16 protein-coding genes are annotated in these 19,825 nt (G+C 53.8%); 6 read left to right on the plus strand and 10 right to left on the minus strand.

The features are described 5' to 3' along the window. The first annotated feature begins 120 nt into the window (after positions 1-120). A complete protein-coding gene (locus GC087_RS19680) occupies positions 121-675 on the plus strand; it encodes a histidine phosphatase family protein (RefSeq protein WP_324029112.1) in 555 nt (184 codons plus the stop codon). Here the strand turns inward: GC087_RS19680 and GC087_RS19685 are convergent. Next, complete coding sequence (locus tag GC087_RS19685) at positions 672-1,622, minus strand: YncE family protein (protein WP_054634545.1); 951 nt, start codon at positions 1,620-1,622, stop codon at positions 672-674. The two genes, GC087_RS19680 and GC087_RS19685, sit on opposite strands and share 4 nt — an antisense overlap. Positions 1,623-2,125: 503 nt before the next feature. Here GC087_RS19685 and GC087_RS19690 point away from each other — a divergent pair. From GC087_RS19690 to GC087_RS19700, 3 genes are all read left to right on the plus strand, one after another. Beyond that, positions 2,126-3,139 carry a glycosyltransferase family 32 protein gene (locus tag GC087_RS19690; RefSeq protein WP_058709271.1) on the plus strand — a complete coding sequence of 338 codons (1,014 nt, stop codon included), beginning with the start codon at positions 2,126-2,128 and terminating at the stop codon, positions 3,137-3,139. Positions 3,140-3,319: 180 nt separating this feature from the next. Then, entirely contained in the window at positions 3,320-5,611 is a 2,292-nt protein-coding gene (gene opgB / locus GC087_RS19695; RefSeq protein ID WP_324029115.1) for a phosphatidylglycerol--membrane-oligosaccharide glycerophosphotransferase, read from the plus strand. A 234-nt stretch (positions 5,612-5,845) separates the two neighbouring features. After that, the gene (locus GC087_RS19700; protein ID WP_324029116.1) at positions 5,846-6,583 is read left to right on the plus strand and encodes a coiled-coil domain-containing protein; all 738 of its coding nucleotides are present in this window, start codon (positions 5,846-5,848) and stop codon (positions 6,581-6,583) included. A 21-nt stretch (positions 6,584-6,604) separates the two neighbouring features. Here the strand turns inward: GC087_RS19700 and GC087_RS19705 are convergent, their stop codons facing one another. The 3 genes from GC087_RS19705 to GC087_RS19715 all read right to left on the minus strand — a co-directional run bounded on the left by GC087_RS19705 (position 6,605) and on the right by GC087_RS19715 (position 9,287). Next, complete coding sequence (locus GC087_RS19705; protein ID WP_039338805.1) at positions 6,605-7,312, minus strand: GNAT family N-acetyltransferase; 708 nt, start codon at positions 7,310-7,312, stop codon at positions 6,605-6,607. Between the two features lie 152 nt (positions 7,313-7,464). Further along, the gene (locus GC087_RS19710; RefSeq protein ID WP_033740172.1) at positions 7,465-7,989 is read right to left on the minus strand and encodes an RcnB family protein; all 525 of its coding nucleotides are present in this window, start codon (positions 7,987-7,989) and stop codon (positions 7,465-7,467) included. Between the two features lie 131 nt (positions 7,990-8,120). Beyond that, the gene (locus GC087_RS19715; protein ID WP_324030663.1) at positions 8,121-9,287 is read right to left on the minus strand and encodes a serine hydrolase domain-containing protein; all 1,167 of its coding nucleotides are present in this window, start codon (positions 9,285-9,287) and stop codon (positions 8,121-8,123) included. Between the two features lie 382 nt (positions 9,288-9,669). On the opposite strand from GC087_RS19715, the gene GC087_RS19720 reads away from it, so the two are divergent. After that, complete coding sequence (locus tag GC087_RS19720) at positions 9,670-10,338, plus strand: YecA/YgfB family protein (RefSeq protein ID WP_039338808.1); 669 nt, start codon at positions 9,670-9,672, stop codon at positions 10,336-10,338. Between the two features lie 50 nt (positions 10,339-10,388). Here GC087_RS19720 and GC087_RS19725 read toward each other — a convergent pair whose 3' ends face one another. From GC087_RS19725 to GC087_RS19740, 4 genes are all read right to left on the minus strand, one after another. Then, on the minus strand, positions 10,389-11,129 hold the full coding sequence (locus tag GC087_RS19725) for a FadR/GntR family transcriptional regulator (protein WP_033740167.1): 741 nt from the start codon (positions 11,127-11,129) through the stop codon (positions 10,389-10,391). Between the two features lie 102 nt (positions 11,130-11,231). Then, entirely contained in the window at positions 11,232-12,629 is a 1,398-nt protein-coding gene (locus GC087_RS19730; RefSeq protein WP_324029118.1) for an MFS transporter, read from the minus strand. A 141-nt stretch (positions 12,630-12,770) separates the two neighbouring features. Then, positions 12,771-13,799: an L-idonate 5-dehydrogenase gene (gene idnD, locus GC087_RS19735; RefSeq protein WP_033740164.1), complete on the minus strand. Its 1,029-nt coding sequence runs from the start codon at positions 13,797-13,799 to the stop codon at positions 12,771-12,773. Between the two features lie 42 nt (positions 13,800-13,841). After that, on the minus strand, positions 13,842-14,609 hold the full coding sequence (locus GC087_RS19740; RefSeq protein ID WP_039338810.1) for an SDR family oxidoreductase: 768 nt from the start codon (positions 14,607-14,609) through the stop codon (positions 13,842-13,844). 325 nt (positions 14,610-14,934) lie between these two features. Between GC087_RS19740 and GC087_RS19745 the strand changes: the two genes are divergently transcribed. Then, positions 14,935-16,188, plus strand: coding sequence for an enolase C-terminal domain-like protein (locus GC087_RS19745; RefSeq protein WP_033740161.1), 1,254 nt, complete (start codon positions 14,935-14,937; stop codon positions 16,186-16,188). Positions 16,189-16,323: 135 nt separating this feature from the next. Here the strand turns inward: GC087_RS19745 and GC087_RS19750 are convergent, their stop codons facing one another. Next, a complete protein-coding gene (locus GC087_RS19750) occupies positions 16,324-17,661 on the minus strand; it encodes an ABC transporter ATP-binding protein (RefSeq protein ID WP_416383422.1) in 1,338 nt (445 codons plus the stop codon). Between the two features lie 10 nt (positions 17,662-17,671). Then, the gene (locus GC087_RS19755) at positions 17,672-19,408 is read right to left on the minus strand and encodes an ABC transporter permease (RefSeq protein WP_054688189.1); all 1,737 of its coding nucleotides are present in this window, start codon (positions 19,406-19,408) and stop codon (positions 17,672-17,674) included. Between the last annotated feature and the right edge of the window lie 417 nt (positions 19,409-19,825).

Genomic DNA, 19,825 nt, shown 5'->3' on the forward strand with positions numbered 1-19,825 from the left:
CATCAGATGCTGTTGTCGCATACTGGTGTGACTGCAAAATGACAACGCACCACGTTTGTATCGCGTACAGTCGCGCAGAGCCCTGTCCGCACCTGACCTGGAGGACGCTGTTTAGACGTTATGACCATTATCCTGATGCGACACGGCAAACCCGCCCACCCTTTTGCCCGCCGTTTGAGTGCGCAGGGCATGGCGGACTGGTGCGAAGCCTATGATCTTGCGCTGGTCAGCGATGGGCCGCCTGAACGCAGCATCAATATCGCGCGCAACGCCGCGGTTGTCGTCTGCAGTCCGTTACCCCGCGCCCACTCATCGCTGGCGCACCTGGGGTTGCGCCCCCATCATGTCGATGCGCTGTTCAGTGAAGTCGGCATTCCGCTGCTGCGGGCCGATCGCCTTCAGTTACCCACCTTTGTCTGGCAGGCCATTCTGCGTGCGATGTGGTTGTGTGGTTACGCGGGCGAGACCGAATCACTGCAACATGCGCGCGCACGGGCGTCGCGCGCCGCAGAAAGGCTGATCGCCTTATCGGAGAAAGGCACGGTTTTATTGCTGGGTCACGGCATTATGAACAAAATGATTGCCCGCGAACTGCGTAAGCGTGGCTGGCAGGCCGAAAAGCATGCCAGCAGCCGTCACTGGAGTTCCGCGATTTATCATCGCCCGTTTATTTAATCGATCTGGAAGTAACTCAGCGTTTCATAACCCGCGCCCACTTCTGCGGTCATCACCACGGTCTGGCGCATCAAATCAATCACGCTTAACGTCTTATTGTCATCATGCGTGATCAGCAGCTTTTTTTTGTCCGGGCTGAAACAGCCATCGAGCGGTTGTCCAGCCAGCGTGATTCGCCCCAGCGGATTAAGCAACTCGTCAAACAGTGTCACAGTCGGCTCCTGATCACCCATTGCCATAAGGTAGTCCCCATCCGGACTAAAGCGCACTTTCTGGCAGGGATGCTGATGATCGGGCAAAGCCAGCCGCTGGCGGATACGATGACTCTGGCGATCCACCACATACAGCAAGGGCGCATCGGCGGCGCTGGCGATCAGGTAGGGATGTTTGGGTGAAGCTGTCAGACCCGAAACGGGGCCCGGCATAAGCACCGTATCAATGACGCGCCCTTCCGCCTCACAGAGATCCACCACGGTGATAGTGGCGTCCTGCTCGTTGTCGGTAAATAATTTGCGGCCGCTCGGAGAGAGCGTCAGGCGATGGGTATTATCCAGCGGAATGGGAATGGTCTTTTCAACACGATGCGTCTGCGGGTCGATCACCACGACGGCCGTTGGATTCTCGCAACACAAATAGACTTTGCCATCCCGCCCTAACTGACCGCTGTGGGGCGCTTTAGACGGCGACAGATCAATGTAGTCGGTAATTTCCCGCCGTCGAAGATCAATTACGGCGACTTTGTGCCCGGGATGCGGGAGTTCACTTCGCATCGCATCGCCGTACAAGGGCAAAAAAGCTTTTCCCCAGGGCGCAAGCATCAGCAGTTCATGCAGCCGCGTCGGAATCACGTCCACGGCCTGGCTGACGGCAAACGTGTCGGGATCGAGAAACAGCGCACGGCGGGTTTGTCTGTCGATCGCCAGTAATCCTCGAGAGTCAAACGACATGGCATCTCCTTTATCATCGGTAAGCTTAAAGCGTAGACAAGGGTTATCGGGCTGCGTACACCTGAGAATTGATAAAATATGCTAAATAATTTTTTTATCCCGATTTAGCCTGTATCCCTTTGACAGCTTCACAGTGTATCGGTTTTTTTTGAAGTTAAATGTTCAGCATGGCTGACAGACTCAGTTTGTCATAAACAAATAAACCATTAGCGTGAATAAATATTTATTTTTGTTTCCGGCTGAGCGTTATTTCCGTTTTATCCTAAAGTGTTTATCAGGCATAGCGAATGACTACATTGTGTTCTATTAAATAATCTGGCGTGGTTGATTTCGCCTGTTCAAAACGTCGTTGCCACATGCCATCGTCACATCACCCGGCAAGACGAATAAGCATTGCAGTACAGCGATGCCTGCTTTTATAGCGGTTCAGATACAGGCTGGCAGTTAAGCACGTTATTTTGACGACCGGCATAAAACACAATAACCAAAATAACAGGTGAAATATGACTTCGCATCGCCGTTCTTTGCTTCCGCTCTGGCGCCATTGGGAAAAACTCGCCTTCACCAGCCGTATGCTGCTGACGATGAAACAGCACCGTGCCCTCAGTGCGCCAGAATATGATCCTGGCCTTGAACACGATGTGGAACTGACCGCGGTGCCTAAGTCACTGCCTGCCATTGCCAGAACGGTCTGGCTCTATTGGCCTGGCGAACGGTTACCTGCCTCTGTCGCCTTAACAATTCGCAAACTTCGTCGCGATAATCCGGATCATGATGTTCATCTGGTGACTCCGCAAACGCTGAGTCATTGGCTGCCTGAGTTGCAGTTCATCTCTTCAGATCTGACGCAGGCGCTAAAAAACGACATCATCCGGCTGGAACTGCTGCTCCGTTATGGCGGCATCAGCATTGATTGTCATACCTTACTGTTTGAAGATCTGACGTGGATACATCAGGCCCACAGCCTCAGCCCCAGGGATTTGATCGGCTATTACCGCCAGGAATCCACCTGTCATTCACTCAGACCGGTGATTGATACCAGCGTTCTCGCCGCGCCCGTCCAAAACCCGTTTATCCGGGAATGGCTCAAACAACTGGCACCGGTAAAATATGTCGGTATGCATAACTATCTGCTGGAGTTAAAGAAACGCAGTGACTTCCCTGCGCTGAGACAAAACCTCAGCCATCCTGACAGTGAGCTGCCGTCGCTGGCCCACCAGTTGGCGATGGACGAACATCGTCGGGTCAATTTCCTTTTGCGTAAAGCCGAAGCGAGCGCCGGGTATTATCACAGGGTTGATGCCGGTAACAGCACGGCGTTTGTCCGCTGTGTTTTATTCCAGCAACGTCCTCTTACGCCTCCTCCGGTGATCAAACTGAGTGCCCGCGAACGCACACATCTTGATTTCAACCTTAAGCTGCGCTTTTACAATCGCTCCAGCCTGATAGGTGAAGTCATGCATCAAACTCTGTCGTCGCCCGCCAGACTGCTGGCCCCCCAGGAGCAGCGCGCGTAATCCGTCACGGGTTCTTCAGCATTCGCGATGGCGTGTTTTTATCTGTTGGCAATGTGAATCTGCCGCCAAAATGGCGGCAGACAGGTTGCAGCCCGATGACAGCCAAGCTAGATTGAGCCGCAATTTAATGAAAATGTCCCCCTCAGAAGAGACAGGTTCACATAATAAGAGGATGTGACGTTGCCCGAATTCGTGTCAGTGCTCCTTTTTCTGACCGCGATTGCTGTTTATTCCTGTAAAGCAGGCCGAAACAGAATCTGGTTTTGCCTCGTCCTGGTGTTGCTCATGCTGTTTGTCGTGCTGAATGCCACGCTGTTTGCCAGCAATTATTTTACGGGCGAGGGCATTACCGATGCCGTGGTGTATACACTGACAAACAGCCTGACCGGTGCGGGCCTGAGCAAATATGTTGTGCCCGGTCTTGGCCTGCTCATCGTGCTGTTTTTACTCTTTTGCGCCTTATCATGGCTGCTCCGACGCCGTAAGCGCCCTTTTCACCCTGGCTGGAGCCTGGTCGCATTTATCTGCGCCGCCGGTGCGGTGCAGACCACGCCGGCTTTTCATCAGGTCAGCACACTGATCACCTCTTACTCACTGCGGGACGACTCTGACTTCGACACCGTTTATAAGGTGCCGAAGAACCGCATTGAGCGGCCTGCGCTTAATGTCGTGTATATCTACGCTGAAAGCCTGGAGCGCACCTATTTCGACCAGATGGCCTTTCCGGGTCTGGCCCCCGAATTGAATCGCGAGAAAGAGCAAAGCCTGGACTTCAGTCAGACCGAACAACTGCCCGGCACGGATTACACCATTGCCGGTATGGTCGCATCGCAATGCGGCATTCCCCTTTTTGCCCCTTTCGACGGCAATGCCTCCGCTTCTCTTTCCAGCTTTTATCCACAAAATATCTGCCTGGGCGATATCCTGAAGAACTCGGGCTATGAGAACTGGTTTATTCAGGGGGCCGATTTACGCTTTGCAGGCAAAGATGTCTTTTTGCATTCCCACGGTTTCGATGCCGCACATATGTACGGTGCACAGGAGCTAAAAGATCAGGTGCGCGATCCCACGTACCGCAATAACTGGGGATATTATGACGACACGGTGCTGGATAAGGTTTACGACACTTATGCCTCGCTGTCACGCCAGCAAAAACGGTTTGCGCTGTTTGCGCTCACCGTCGACACGCACCATCCCGACGGTTTTATTTCTCGCGGTTGCCAGCGCAAAAGCTACAGCTATGCGGGCAAATCCAACCAGTCGTTCAGCGCGGTATCCTGCTCACAGGAACATATCGCCCGACTGATCGCCCGTATCAAAGCGTCCCCGTGGTTCGCTGACACGGTGATTGTGGTTGCCTCCGATCATCTGGCGATGAACAATACCGCGCACCCTTTTCTGATAACGCATCCCCGCCACGATTTGTTTATGGTGATTCGCGGCGATCGGCCTGAGACCGACGTGATTGATATGAAACGCAGTACGCTGGATAACGGCGCCACGTTGCTGGATATCCTGGGCGGGGATAATGCGATTGGCCTGGGCCGCAGCAGTCTGTCAGCGGTGTCGTTATCCAGTCAGTTTGAGGACATGAAAACCAAAGTTTTAAGCTGGAAGCCCGATATTATTCAGCTCTGGAATTTTCCCAGCAAAATCGACAGTTTTATTATCAATCAGGCCAAAAATACTTTCAGCTTTTCCGGAACCAGCTTTAAATTGCCGATTCTGTTGCGCGTAACAGATAAACATATAGAGCCGCTGCCGGAAGGGGAATACTCCGCGCCGTTGCGTTTCCAGCTGGCCGATTTCAAAGCAGATGAGAAGTTTATCTGGGTCGATCGCTGTTTCAAAATGGGCCGCATCTGGCAACCTTCTCTGGCACTGTCCGGTGACTGGTGCGTTGCGATGGGGCAACCTGCGGGTCAGCCCACCGTCACACGCGTTGATACGCCTCAGTGGGAAGGTCAAGCCCGGTTCCCGGCAGACACTCTCAGCAATGCCCGCTACCAACTTGCTGTGGCACAGCTGCGCATCGAAGATAATGCGATTCGTTATGACGCTGAAAGCTTTCTGTTTGCGATCCCCGGCGCGCCAGCCAGTGTGAAGCAGTTTAGCGGCATTTCGCGCCAGGAAAGCTGGGGACGCTGGTCGAATGCCCGTCTTGCCCCCGACGTGACGATTGAGTTTGTCGATCCGTTGCCCGCGCACTTTGATCTGGTGATCACCGCTCGTGCCTACGGTCCGAACATCCACCGGCCAATACCGGTCAGGGTGGGCGATACTGAGCAGTTGCTGACGCTGGGGGAGATTCCCTCTACCCATACGCTACGTTTTGACAATCCTGAAGGAAGCCACCGGTTAACGCTCTCGCCGCCCGAGCCGCAACTCAGTAACCTCAACAATATCGCCGGACAAGATCCGCGCAAACTCGGTATTGGTCTGGTCGAGCTCAAGGTCGTTCCCCTTCCCTGAGTGGTCATGCCACTGACGTTGGCTGCCGGCATTGAAATGGCGATGTCGGCAGCAGCAAAGCGCTCATCTTTTTGCGAAGCGCCACGCAAAAAAATGATTATTACCTGTTTAACTAATTGATATTTTTGGATTTAATCCGCAAGATATTGCCTCTGTACTGTGACTGTTTCGGCTTGCCTGTCATGATGCCATCACGGTGTGATGAAACGGGAAGAGGCATGAATGGCGACCGCAATGATGAATACACATAAAGCGTTTAAACGTCTGCAACGGGCAGGCATCAATGACCGTCAGGCAGAAGTGATGGTCGATATTTTTGCGCAGATACAGCAGGACAACGCACTCTCGCGCGCTGATGTCATGCAGGCTTTTACGCGTCATAACCAGCATATTCTCAGGCTGAGTAAGCAGTCTGAGAATATGGAGACCGATCTCAGCGTGTTAAGAACCGACTTCGGTAGCCTGAAGAGTGATGTCAGCATACTGAGAACGGACTTCGATAGCCTGAAGAGTGATGTCAGCATACTGAGAACGGACTTCGATAGCCTGAAGAGTGATGTCAGCGTACTGAGAACGGACGTCGACACCCTGAAGAGTGATGTCAGCATACTGAGAACGGACGTCGACACCCTGAAGAGTGATGTCAGCGTGCTGAGAACAGACGTTGACAGCCTGAAGAGTGATGTCAGCGTGCTGAGAACAGACGTTGACAGCCTGAAGAGTGATGTCAGCGTACTGAGAACGGACGTTGACAGCCTGAAGAGTGATGTCAGCGTGCTGAGAACAGACGTTAATAGCCTGAAAACCGATGTGAACAGGCTGACTATGGATGTCAGTACGCTGAGAACCGATGTGGATGAAATCAGGACGGATGTCGGCGGGTTAAAAAACGATATGTGCTGGGTTAAACGTCTGCTTATGGTCATGACCACCACTCTGCTTATGGCGGCCATGAAATACATGCTTGTCTGAACGACCAGGCAGGGGCAGATCTCAGCCCCGAAGCGTTTCCAGCTTTTCTCGTTGCTGGCCTTCACGGGTGAAGTTGGTCTCTGCCAGCCAGCGTTCAAAACCCGCTTTCACCTGCGGCCATTCGCTGTCAATGATCGAAAACCAACTGGTATCGCGCGTGCGACCTTTATAGATGCGGGCCTGGCGAAAATCCCCTTCAAACTGGAACCCCAGACGTAACGCGGCCCGGCGAGAAGGCAGATTGCAGCTGTCGCATTTCCATTCATAACGTCGGTAGCCAAGCTGTTCAAAGGCGTAACGCATTAGCAGAAAATGTGCCTCTGTCGCCATTCTTGTCTGCCGAAGTAAGCGGGAGAAGGTGACGAATCCCACCTCCATCACACCATTCGCCGCGTCAATACGCATCAGCGATAGCGTCCCCACAGCCCTGTCGGTTTTTCGATCAACCACACTGAAATGCAGCGGATCCCGACTCGCCTCCATGGTTCTGGCATGAGCTAACCATGCGGCCTCATCATCAAAAGGACCATCTGAAAGGTAAGTCCAGTCACGACCATCTTCCGCCAGTGACCAGGCCTGCCAGAGTGCCGCCCCATGCGCAGCAACGCTAAAGGGTTCAAGCCGACAGACCTGTCCCTGAAAAATCTCGCGTTGTGGTAAAGGGCGTGACTGCCAGTCGGGCATTGATTGCCCTACCGGTTGACCATACTGATTGAGGTGCTGTGCCATCGTGCCTCCTGCGTTTCGGTTAATCAAAACACGTTGCCACGTTACGCAGAGGTTGAGAAGTCTTACCCTGATAAAACCAAAAAAAACGGCCCCGTGACGAGGCCGTTATTTCACATTCTCCGGTTGCGTCGTGCCGGCGTCCGGCGACGGGCTTATCCGCGGAAGAAGATATCGCCTGATTTACCCATGACGATTTTACCGGTGTCATCGGTGATCAGGATGTAATTGGCATTGATATAAGCCCAGTGCGTACCGGGCTGAGGCGCAGGCAGGTTACGTTTCTGCCACTCCGTGATGGTATAGGTCTTGCTGCGGTATTTATCTGGCACGGTATCACCGATTTTATGCTCTTTGTAATCGATGATGATGGTGCTGAGATCGTAGTTCGGCTTACCGGGATTACCCTCCGCATGCGATGGCGTGGTTGGCGTAATACCGTCGTTAGAGTCAGAACTCGCAGGTGCCTGGGACTGAACGGGTGCCGTTTCGGGTTGAGCCGCATTACTGCCTGGCTGTACATTCGACTCGCCAGACGGGCTGGCAGGCGCAGCAGGTTGAACCTGCGGCGGCGGCGGCACGTTGTCGGTGGTTTCGCCTGCGGCCTGAACAGCAGGGATAAGGCTCAGCGAGCCGAACAGTAAACCCGCTGAAATTAAAGCAATTTGAGTCCTGCGCATAATAATTTCCACATTGAATTGATTTTAATAACAGTAGACCACTCTGAAGACAATCTGAACAGGATTACCGTTCCATCACTCATAAAGGTAAGTGTAAGGAATCGCAACGTATTCCGGCTCCTGCTTACACCTTACCTGTCTTTTTCTGCCAGGTTAAGCAGCAATGTGATACCCAGGTAGTTACTCCAGTTAAACGCGTTTTGCAGCACCACAATCGCATTGCCAGCCTCTCTGTCAAAACCGATAAATGCCGAATAACCACCAATATAGCCTACCTGATAAGTGATGTTTCGACCTTCCAGCCGGTCCGTTACCCAGGCGATGTTCTGCGTCTGGTTGCCCTGTTGGTATACGCGTTTATTCACCCCGGCGAACGCGCGATTGATTTCAGGATACGGACCGGGCGTCAAATGTGCCCGCAGATAGACGCTGAGATCGCGGGCATTGCTGTACAGACTGCCTGCAGCCATCATATTACGTCTGAAGCGCCAGTCCGGCGTAATATCGCCGCGCGGAATAAACTTTGGCTGATCGCCAGCATGGCCCAGCGCCCGCATGGGGAAACCGCTGAGGCGCTCAGGCACAAAACTCGTTTGCGTCATTCCCAGTGGACGAAAGATTCGCTGACGGGCCAGGCTGTCAATATCACTGTGGCATCGGGTGCGTAAGATATAGCCCAACAGCGCATAACCCAGATTTGAATACTGAGGAACGCGGTGACGGGGTGCCCTAAAGTCGACCAGATAGCTGAGCACCCGGTCATCGTCGAGATTGCCGTAAAAATTCTGCCCCGTGCGAAGATAAGTCATGAACTGCATAAACATCGCCAGGTCCATGTCCTGGCGCGGCAATCCTGACGTGTGCGTCACCAGTTGTAACAGCGTGATACGACGGGCATCCGGGCTCAATGCCACCGTTGCGGGTAGCAGGGTTGCCAGCGTATCTTCCCAGCGCAGTTGCCCCTCATCGACTTGTTGCGTGATCACCTCTGCGGTTACGCCTTTACTCAAGGAGCCCAGCGCAAACAAGGTATCAGGCGTAATCGGATAACGATGGACATCGTCCGTCACGCCGGCGCTGTAGAACAACGTGGGCGCATTTTTGTGGATAATGGCAATGCTGATGCCGGAGACCTGTTTGCGCTGCATGTAATGGCGCACCAGGTCATCCAGATTATCGTGGAAGGCGCTGTGAGTCAGATAAAGCCTGTCGCCCGTGGGGGCGGACGTTTGCGACAGTGTGCCGCAGGCGGTTAACCCTACCGCACCGATCGTCACTATGCCGAACCGTGTCAACATACCGCAGCATCCGGTCAGCAGGCCGGATAACGTCCGGATGAGCGTCTTTTTTCTGGTCACGTCCTCGCGCCCGTCTTATTGTCGTATCAGGGCGCTGACGAAAAGCTTCATCGCGATCCTGCAAGATGATACCGCTGTGCTTATATCGGCACAGTCAGCTAAATCTTTATCCGGTTGCCAGGCGGCGTTCCGCCTGTCGTTCCCTCTGGCATCAGGCCTTGCGGGGCCGGGAGAGTAACATAGCGACAGAGAGAATGCCTCTGTTGTGTCCCTTATTACGTTGTGCATCTGATGGCGCTGCCATCAGATGCATAAGCGTGTACACTGCGCGCTTTTACACGCAGTCAATTTTCTGCTGAACCAGAAACGCCCGGAGAGAACCATGAAAGAAGGTCCATTAAGCGAGAAAGAGCTGCAGTGGCTTGATGATATGCTGGAAAAATACGGTAGCGAAGCATCTATTCTTGATGTGTCCGAACTGGATGGCCTGCTCACCGCCGTACTGTCAGGCCCGACAACGGTTGAACCCAGCCGCTGGCTGGTTGCGCTCTGGGGCGGCGAAAAGCACATCCCTAAATGGAGCAATGAGCGCGAAATGACGCGCTTTATGGAGCTCTGCTTTCAGCATATGAATGATATCGCTGACCGCCTGTCCGAGTTTCCGGAGCAATTTGAGCCGTTGTTTGGCGTGCGTGAAATGGAAGGTCTGGAATTCACCGTGGTGGAAGAGTGGTGCTATGGCTATATGCGCGGCGTAGCGCTGACGGACTGGTCTGCGCTGCCTGCCGAACTGCACGAATCACTGGACGTCATCGCGCTGCATGGCAAGGAAGAAAACCTCGAAAAAGTCGATGCGTTAACGCCGGAAGAGATGGAAAGCAGCATGGATGCCATACGTCCTGCCGCTCTTGCGCTGCACGATTACTGGATTGCGCAGCCTGAGGCGATTCCTCAGGTTCAACAGCCTGTCACGGCAGCAAAGCAGCCTGGTCGCAACGATCCCTGCCCGTGTGGCAGCGGTAAAAAATACAAGCAGTGCTGTCTGCACTAAGCCACTCGGGGCCGGTAACCGGCCCCATTCATTGTTACAGGTACATGACATTAACGCGGCGCGGGAACGGGCTGCGCAGGTGACAGACCTTCGCCGTTCTTAATCCTGTCGATAGCCACCACGTTGTGCTTCATCGCGTCGTTCAGCACCTGTACTGCCGAGGACGCATCGCGGTTTTTAATCGCCATAAACACCTTAATATGCGCTTCCACGCTCTCAAGGGTGATACCCAGCGAGCGATTCAGCTCTTCCAGGTAATAGTAGTAAATGTCCTTAATTGACTTCATCACGTTGTAAAACACGCTGTTATGGGAAGCCCGGATAATCGCCAGATGAAATTCATAATCGGCCTCCGAGTATTTCTTGTAATCCCCTTTGTTGATGAGCATGTTATTCAGGGCCTGCTCAAGCAGGGTAATGTCGTCTTCCGTCGCGTGTTCAACTGCCAGCTCGACACATTTAAACTCGACGGTCTGACGAAACACCATCATGTCATTAAACGCTTCCCGACTCAGGTGCATCAGCGGTCTGGCACTGCTGTTCAGCATCTGCGGCGTGAAATCTTCGCACACATAGCTGCCGCTGCCCTGACGGGTGATGATAATGCCAAGATCACGCAACCGCTGCACCGCACTGCGCACACTCACCCGGCTGACATTGAAAGAGTGTGTCAGCTCCGCTTCAGAAGGCAAGCGAGCGCCAGCGGGCCAGCTACCGTCCAGTAGCCGGGCCTTGATTTGCTCGAACACTTCGTTAACAACGTTCTGTTTCTGAATGGATTTTATGCTCACAACACCTTCTCATATGATGTCCTACATGATGCCATTCTATCTCATCCTTTCAGACAAAGTCCTGTGTTGACACTGTAAAGCACGCCGTTCGAAAACAGGTCATTATTCGCCGCGACGCGGGCTGAGCGCGGACACCCTGTGCTGACTGATGACAGACTGTGCCTCCACCGCATCGGCTTCTGCGGTCAGATCGCGATCGGCCACCTCAGGCATGATCAGTGACGCCAGCAGACCGATGCAGGAATAACAGATTAACATCACCGCAATCGGGTGCCAGGAGCCGGTAAGTTGACAAAATATCCCCGCCAGCAGAGGACCTAATCCGGTGGCAAACAACCCGCCAATTTCTTTTGAAATCGCCATTTGTGCGAAGCGGTTTTGCGAACCAAACATCTCTGCCATGGTGATCCCTTCAATAGCGGCCTGGCCCAGCACCGCGATGTTATGAATCACGATCAGGCACACCATAATGGTGCTGACAGCCTGGGACTTGTCGACGATCAGTGAAATCATCGGGTAGGCCAGGAGGATCGAGCCGACGGTCAGTATGCGATAGGGAATGCGCCGCCCGACCCTGTCTGAGAGCCAGCCGAGCAGGGGAATCGTCAGAAAACCAATCACGGAACTGACCATGATGGCATCGGTGGGAATCGCTTTATTAAATAACAGCGTTTGCACCATATAGCCTGCCAGGAAGGTCTGAATAATCCCCGAATTTCCGGCCTGGCCAAACCGCAGGCCGGTTGCTATCCAGAACGCTTTCCCCTGAATTAACTGAAAAATGGACTGACTTTTCTTCGACCGGAGCGTAACGGTGGCGGACGCTGCCACATTTTCAAACACCGGGCTTTCTTTCAAATTAAAGCGCAGCCAGAGCGCAAACCCCATCACAACAAAACTGGCCAGAAAAGGAATACGCCACGCCCAGGCGACGACCTCTTCGTTAGTGAAAAACAAGAACATGACGGCCCAGATAGCGGTGGCACTCAAGGTGCCGCAGTTAGTGCCCATGGCAACCAGGGAAGCGATAAGGCCTTTTTTCCCTTTGGGTGCATATTCCGCCAGCATCGTACTGGCTCCGGCGATTTCTGCCCCTGCCCCTAATCCCTGTATTACGCGCAACGCGACCAGCAATAAAGGCGCCAGAATACCGACCTGCTGATAGGTCGGTAACACACCAATTAATGTGGTGCATATGCCCATTAATGCGATGGTCATAAACAGCACTTTTTTTCGGCCCACGCGGTCGCCCATTTTGCCAAAAAAGACGGCGCCCACAATACGCGCGATATAACCTGCGCCGTAGGTGCCCATGGCCAGAATTAACGCCATTGCGCCTGATTGTCCGGGAAAAAAGACTTCATGAAAAACCAGAGCCGCACCGAGGGAATATAACTGGAAATCCATAAACTCCAGCGTGGTACCCAGCCATCCTGAAACAGAGGCCCTGACAAGATCAGACGTATTACGTTCTTTTGTACGCGTATGTGAATGACTCATGTTTTACCCCGAGGCCAACCCGGCGTTGACAGGTGAATAAAAGACAGGCGAGCGCAGTCCACGCGAGACGTGAGAGCATTTCACTCGCCCTGATCATTAAGGTTATTTGCACGCTGAATAACAGCGCTGTTGTGAATGAACTTAAAAGACGACTAATACTTTTGAATGCTGCGTTTTATCACTGGCGGCCTGCAAAGCCACTTCAATATCCTGATGCGCATACTGACCAGACAGGATCGGTCGCGGATCAATAATGCCTTTTTCCAGCCATTTCACTGCAACCGCAAATTCATCAATAAAACGAAAGGAACCTTTCCAGCTAATTTCTTTTACCAGCATCTGCGCGACAGGAAAATGAAGCGGGCTTTTTCCCATGCCAATTTGAACCACCGTGCCACCTGGCCGCGTCGCCAGGATACTGGTGCTGATGGCTGCCTCTGCCCCGCTGGCCTCCAGTGTGACGTCAAAGTAGCCCCGGTGTTCACAATAGCGGGCCATGGCCGCCGTATCGGCCGCGTCCACGGCGACATCGGCACCCATTTCACACGCAATACGACGACACCGCTCGCTGAGATCACAGGCCACAATTTCCGCTGCGCCCGATGCTTTTGCTGCGGCAATGGCTAACGCGCCTATGGGGCCTGCGCCCATTACCAGCACCTTTTTGCCCACGATACTGCCTGCCACATTAAGCGCGTGAATGACGACCGCGGTGGGTTCGGCAACCGCCATCACGCTGGCCGGAACCTGCTCGTCGTAGGGCACACACTGCTGCGCGGACACCACGACATACTGTGCAAACCCGCCTTCCACATGCGGCGTGAACTGCGCACTGCCCATGAAGCGCATGGTTGGGCAGGCATTTTGTTTCCCGGCCTGACAATATTCACATCGCCCGCAGGGCTGCGACGGGTTAACCGCCACTTTCTGTCCGGGTTTGAGGGCAGAAGATTCCGGCGCATGATAAATCCGCCCCACAAATTCGTGTCCGATAATAAAAGGATGCTGAATGACGGATAACCCGGCCCGCCCTTCGTGATAATAATGAATATCGGATCCGCAAATGCCGCCGCACTCCACTTTTATCACGACGTCATCCTCTGCGTAATGCAGCTCGCGCTCTTCTACCACAATGTCTTTTTTACCCTTTGCCACACAGGCCTGGGTCATTAAGCTATGCACGATGGGTTCCCCTTTGCAGGTCAGTAAGGCTCACAACACGGCCAGCCAGCCGCCATCAACGTAAATCATCTGCCCGTTGATATAATCTGACGCGCGCGAAGCGAGGAAAACGGCGGTACCGGCCACTTCGTCTGGCCGGCCCCAACGTTGAGAGGGATTGCTGCTTTTCACCCAGCTATCAAACCGGGCGTCGTCCACCAGCGCACGGTTCATGTCGGTTAAGATATAACCCGGCCCAATCGCGTTGGTCTGGATATTAAACTGCGCCCATTCGGCCGCCATTGAGCAGGTCAACATCTTGATTCCGCCCTTGGCCGCCGTATAAGGCGCAACCGTCGGGCGCGCGGCCTGACTGGTTAACGAACCGACGTTGATGATTTTCCCGCCCTGGTGACGGGCGATCATGCGCTTTGCCGCCGCGCGTGAAACCAGGAAGGCGCTGGTCAGGTTGGTATCAATGACTTTTTGCCACTGTTCAAGCGCCAGTTCCAGCATCGGTTTACGGTACTGAATGCCGGCATTATTGATAAGGATATCCACCGCAATCGCCTGCTCATCCAGCGCGGCAAAGGCCTGTTCAATTTCGCCTTCATCTGTCACATCGAATACCCGCCCCGTGGCGTGATAGCCTTTTGCCACGAGTTGTTCAACCGCCTCATCCAGCCCCGCTTTACGCGTGCCGTTCAAAATCACCTGTGCCCCGGCCGCCGCCAGGGCTTCAGCATAGGCATAACCCAGCCCACGAGATGAACCGGTGATTAATGCCGTTTTCCCGGTCAGATCGAACAGTGCAGTCATATTCCACCCTTAAATATGTATGACAACTATCTTATTAAGGTGAATTTACGCGCAGATTAAATCAATACGTAATGATGCGTTATGAGGCGTCTATCACAAAGCCCTCACCCTGAAATTGATTAGGATGCTGTATTTTAAGAAAATAAATCTTAACTACGTGCATAAAGTTCAGTCATTAGATCCCCATCACAGAATCGAAAGCTAATAAGGGCAACGACCCGGCTTTGTGATAAAACAGTCATGTTGTATGACAACATACCTGTTAGCCATGAGCAGCAACGAGCACGACGGTGGCGGTAAGTGGCCTGATAAAAGAGGAGCGATTGTGAGTAATCTGTCCATCACGAATGTTAAAACCATTCTGACTGCGCCCGGCGGCATCGATCTGGTCGTGGTTAAAATCGAAACCAACGAGCCGGGTCTGTACGGCCTGGGCTGCGCCACCTTTACCCAACGCATCTATGCGGTACAAAGCGCCATTGATGATTACCTGGCGCCTTTTCTGACGGGCAAGGATCCGGCAAGAATCGAAGATATCTGGCAGTCTGCCGCCGTCAGTGGCTACTGGCGCAATGGTCCGGTCATGAATAACGCCCTGTCCGGTGTCGATATGGCGCTGTGGGACATTAAAGGCAAACTGGCCGGATTGCCGGTTTATGAGCTGCTGGGCGGCAAGTGTCGCGATGGTATTGCGCTCTATGTGCACACCGATGGCGCAGACGAAGTCGAAGTGGAAGACAGTGCCCGCGCCAAAATGGAGGAAGGTTATCAGTATATCCGCTGCCAGATGGGCATGTATGGCGGTGCCGGTACCGACGATCTCAGGCTCATCGCGAACCGCATGGTCAAAGCGAAAAATATCCAGCCTAAGCGTTCACCGCGCAGCAAAACAGCGGGCATGTACTTTGATCCGGAAGCCTATGCGAAAAGCATTCCACGCCTGTTTGATCATCTGCGCAACAAGCTGGGTTTTGGCGTAGAGCTTCTGCACGATGCGCATGAGCGCATTACGCCGATTAACGCCATTCATATGGCTAAAGCCCTGGAGCCGTACCAGCTGTTTTTCCTGGAAGATCCGGTTGCGCCAGAGAACACGGAGTGGCTGAAGATGCTGCGCCAGCAGTCCTCTACGCCCATCTCAATGGGCGAGCTGTTCGTGAATGTGAACGAATGGAAGCCGCTGATCGACAATAAGCTGATTGACTATATTCGCTGCCATATCAGTTCCATTGGCGGAATTACGCCGGCGAAGAAAATTGCTGTTTACAGTGAATTAAACGGTGTCCGCACGGCCTGGCACAGCCCCGGCGATATTTCACCGGTCGGCGTGTGTGCGAATATGCATCTGGACCTGAGCTCACCAAATTTTGGCGTTCAGGAATACACGCCGATGAACGATGCCCTGCGTGAAGTGTTTCCCGGCTGCCCGGACGTCGAGCAAGGCTATGCGTACGTTAATGACAGGCCGGGATTGGGTATCGACATTAATGAAACGCTGGCGGCGAAATTCCCCTGCGAAGGCGGTAACCCCACCTGGACGATGGCCCGTACGCCCGATGGCACGGTCTGGCGCCCCTGAATCCGTTAACGGGAAGCAAAGGCGCAACAGGGTGCCTTTGCTTTATTCTTCCCGGTCCTGTAAACGAAACGTACTCGCGTTCTGACCAGGGGCCGGGTCAGTGCCCCCGAGTCGCTACCGGTTCATCCCCCCCAATCAGAATTCGACGTCTTCCAGGCTAAAGTACTCGGTCTGGTCGTTATAAGAGAAGATCTCCGCATAACGGCCCCAGTTAATCACACTATCCAGCGTCTCTTTAGCCGCACTGTCGGAAAGCGAATCTTCCAGTTCCTGTTCAAAACGCACGCGCGGTGCACGATGTCCCGGACGCTCGTCCAGTACCGTTTTGATCAGGGCGGCCAGCGGCACGTAACGCAGCAGATGATCGGCAAACATCACCTTACGCTGCTGCGTGTCTGACTCGGCAAACACCCGGGCGGGCGGCGTCAGGAAGATGTCCCCTTCCCGCACGTCCGCAAAGCCCAGCGACTGAAGCACTTCGGCTATCGGGAACAGTTCATCGACTTCCAGATGCAGCGAACGGGCCACCTCTGGCATGTCGGCGCGGCCGTGGTACGGTGCTGCTGCCAGGGTTTCGATCAACCCGGCCATCAGGTTGGTTGACACATGCGGCAGCCGCGTTCCCAGTCTGAGGCTCTTTTTCACATTATCGCTGGTAGGCCGTGCGGTCATTTGGGTATAAACATCATCGACCAGCCGACGAAAAGCCGGATCCAACCGGTTACGCGGATGGCCAAAGGGCACTTTGATTTCTGCCACTACGCGCCCGGGGTTAGAGGACAGCACCAGAATGCGGTCACACATAAAGACGGCTTCTTCGATATTGTGGGTGACGATAAGCACCGATTTCATCGGCATCTGTCCCTCATTCCACAGATCGAGTAAATCGGTACGCAGCGTTTCGGCGGTTAACACATCCAGCGCGGAAAACGGCTCATCCATTAACAACAAGGTGGGATCGACGACCAGAGCGCGTGCAAAACCCACACGCTGACGCATGCCGCCCGATAATTCACGCGGATAGGCGTTTTCGAAACCGTCCAGGCCGATAAGGTCAATGGCCGCCAGCGCACGCTTTCTGCGTTCCGCTTTTTCCACGCCCAGCGCTTCAAGCCCGGCTTCTACGTTCTGTAGCACCGTTAACCAGGGAAACAGCGCAAAGGTCTGGAACACCATCGCCACGCCTTTGGCGGGGCCGTTCAGCGGTGCGCCCAGGTAGTCAACGGAACCCGAGCCGGGCGTAATCAGACCAGAAATAATGCGCAGCAGTGTCGATTTTCCCGAACCAGAGCGGCCCAGCAGCCCCACTATCTCGCCTTCCTGCAGAGTCAGATTGACGTCATCCAGAATCAGCACTTCACCGTGCGCTTTATCGTAACCGTGCTTAATGTCTTTTACCGTCAGGACCGCCTGGCGACCGTCCGTTTTTTTGGTCGACATGTCTGCATGGTGTGTGGGTTGATTGTTTAACATCTCGGGTCCCTTAATTAGCACGGAATTTTGATTCAGCGTAGACGTACAGCGGCCGCCACAGCAGACGGTTGAACAAGGTGACAAACAACGACATCACGGCGATACCAAGAATGATCCTCGGGAAGTCCCCAGCGGCCGTGGTTTGCGCGATATACGCCCCCAGGCCGTGGGCGGTGACCTGCGTATTTCCCCATTGTACAAATTCGGACACGATGCTGGCGTTCCAGGCTCCGCCGGAAGCGGTAATGGCACCGGTAATGTAGTAGGGGAAAATGCCGGGCAGCATCACCTGACGCCACCACTGCCAGCCGCGAATATGAAAGTTTGCGGCAGCCTCTTTGTAATCATTGGGAAAGGCGGTGGTGCCCGCCACGACGTTAAACAGGATGTACCACTGCGTACCAAGCACAATAAGCGGAGACAGCCAGATATCCGGATTCAGCCTGAAGTGCACAATCATAATGACGAACACCGGAAACATCAGGTTGGCCGGGAACGCCGCCAGGAACTGGGCAACCGGCTGAATTTTTCCGGCCAGTGCAGGACGCAGGCCAATCATCACGCCCAGCGGCACCCAAATCAGCGATGAAATCAGAATCAACACGGTGACGCGCAGAAGCGTAATCAGCCCCAGGCCGAAGACATGTTTCACGTCCGCCAGCGTGACACCGATTTGCACATAGGTAATAACCCGCCAGACCACATACAGGGTCAGTAAAATGACGAAGGCGCCCCAGATAAAGTCACCCAGACGCGAGCGGGATTCCGTGCTGCTTTCGGCCCGGACCGACCTGGAGGCAGGCCAGCGCCACGAGATACGTGCCAGCGCAGACAGCAGCAGGCGCAGCGGCGTAAAGATCTGGTGAATCAGGCGCGTACGGCGCATCAGATCACGCACCCATGAGGTCGGCGCACTCCCCGAACGTGTGTTTTCCATGCGGAACTTATCCGCCCAGGCCACCAGCGGCCTGAACAACAGCTGATCATAAGCCAGAATCACGATCACCATGGTAAGCAGCACCCAGCCCACCGCATGGATATCTTTATGCAGAATCGCCTGTGCCAGATAGCCGCCCACGCCGGGTAAGGTAAAGGTGTTGTTACCCACCGTGATCGCCTCTGAGGCGACAATAAAGAACCAGCCCCCCGACATCGACATCATCATATTCCACACCAGTCCCGGCACGGCGAAAGGCGCATCCAGCTTCCAGAAACGTTGCCAGCCGGTCAGATGAAAGCCACGTGAGACTTCCACCAAATCGGCCGGTACGGTACGTAGCGACTGGTAAAAGCTAAAGGTCATGTTCCAGGCCTGACTGGTAAACAGGGCAAATATCGCCGCCAGTTCTACGCCCAGCACCTGCCCGGGAAACAGGGCAATAAAAAAGGTTACGGTAAAAGAGATATAACCCAGCACCGGCACGGACTGCAGGATATCCAGAATGGGCACTAACACCTTTTCTGCCCGGCGACTTTTGGCCGCCAGCGTGCCGTAGATTAGGCTGAACACCAGTGAAGCCAGCATCGCCACCAACATCCGCAGCGTGGTGCGCATGGCATATTCCGGCAGATTAGTCGGATCAAGGGAGATGGCCTGGGTTTTCAGGCTGTCAATCGGCATCAGCGTTTGATGAAAGCCCACCGCCACCATTGCAATCAGGCAAATAATCAGGGGAAATGCCACGGCATCCCAGACGTTTGGCAGCAACCGTCTGTTAGCCGCCAGCATGGTGAATCGGAAGTTCATGAGCCCTCTCTTCTTTTCATCACGGAGCGACTGAAGTATTTCAGGTGAGGGATTATCAGTCAGGATTATTAAACGTATGCTCACCTGATAGCGGGGTTTTTATTAATTTTTTATGAAAGCCCAGTCCCGGTTTTTGCTGGCACGCGCAATGCTGTCCTTTTCTTAATAAAAACAGACTGAATGATGTGGCAAAGGCCCCAACAATGTACGCCCACGCCTTACACGACAAAGGCATCCTGCGCGCGTAAAACCCACGACATAATCACAGTTTGCTCTGTTTTTTGATGCCAGTGGTTGCTGAGACTGAGGGTTTAAAATATAAACCTTTTTAATATTTTTTGTACAGGCGCATGCGACAGGTTCTGGCAGCAAGCCATCTCTGTCTTGATAATCCATTTACTTAACGAATCGATTATT

The sequence above is a fragment of the Pantoea sp. JZ2 genome (assembly GCF_035191405.1).
GTDB lineage: Bacteria > Pseudomonadota > Gammaproteobacteria > Enterobacterales > Enterobacteriaceae > Pantoea > Pantoea stewartii.